The organism is Vibrio sp. T20, assembly GCF_007858795.1.
GTDB classification, from domain to species: Bacteria; Pseudomonadota; Gammaproteobacteria; order Enterobacterales; family Vibrionaceae; genus Vibrio; species Vibrio satsumensis.
Window position 1 is genome coordinate 1 of the sequence record NZ_VFEB01000241.1, and the last position, 321, is coordinate 321.

A 321-nucleotide genomic window follows, 5' to 3' on the forward strand; every position below is an offset into this window, starting at 1 on the left:
ACAGACGCGTCAAGCATCACCGCGAGTGCGGGTGCGTTGGGCAGCTTAACCATCACGGAAGCTGGCGTGTGGACGTACAACGTCGACAACGCGGACGTGAACTACCTGAAAGAAGGTGAGAAGAAAGTCGAAACCTTCACGGTGACGTCGGCAGACGGCACGACTCACGACATCAAAGTGACCATCACGGGCACGAACGACGTGGCGGATATCGCCGGTGACGATACCGGTGCGGTGACCGAGAACGACGCGGTCACGGTACTGAGCGACACAGGCACGCTGACCATCAGCGATGATGACACTGGCGAGAACGTGTTCAAG

1 protein-coding gene is annotated in these 321 nt (G+C 58.6%); it reads left to right on the plus strand.

What is annotated here, in order from left to right:
- Positions 1-15: 15 nt before the first annotated feature.
- Positions 16-321 (plus strand): VCBS domain-containing protein (locus FTW16_RS22270; protein WP_409994457.1); only part of this gene is annotated, 306 nt, incomplete at its 3' end.